This window comes from Bradyrhizobium sp. KZN70725 (genome assembly GCF_055264925.1).
The window spans coordinates 1-485 of sequence record NZ_JBUYWT010000214.1 but is presented as its reverse complement, the minus strand read 5'-3'; the positions used below and the strand labels follow the sequence as shown (position 1 = coordinate 485).

Annotated in this window: 1 protein-coding gene; it reads right to left on the bottom strand. The window is 59.8% G+C overall.

Annotation, left to right across the window (positions count from 1 at the left end; all coding sequences use genetic code 11):
- A partial coding sequence (locus tag ACZBJS_RS42775; RefSeq protein ID WP_463440363.1) for a recombinase family protein occupies positions 1-485 on the bottom strand: 485 nt, incomplete at both ends.

The following is a 485-nucleotide window of genomic DNA, read 5'->3' as shown; positions in this document are numbered from 1 at the left end:
CCGCCATTGCGCACCGATCCCGGCACCATCGCGCCCTTCATGTTAGCGTTCCCGTTGATGGTCCGTTGATTGTTCTCGTAATCCTGCCAGGAGATGTAGCCGTCGTGATGACCACGAATCAGAACTTCCCAGTCTTTCTGCGTTCGCCGTACATTACGGGTGACCAGCTTGCGGCCGGCTTCGATTCGAACCTGCGAGCCGGTCCGACCAAATACGTAGGCGCCAGCATAGATCGGATTGGTCAGCAGCCGGTGAATCGTATTGTAGCGTGGCAGCCGCCACTCCACCATTCGGCCGCGTGGACCATACACGACAATCGGCATCTTGATGCCGTTGTCGCATAACCAAATCGCGACCTGGCGCACGCTGCCAAACTCGGCAAACTTACGGAACGCCAAATGGAGCGCCTCGCGCACCCGCCTGTCCGGATCCAGCTCAAGCCTGTCGTCGCTGCTGCGCACGTAGCCGACGGCCACACTCGTGTG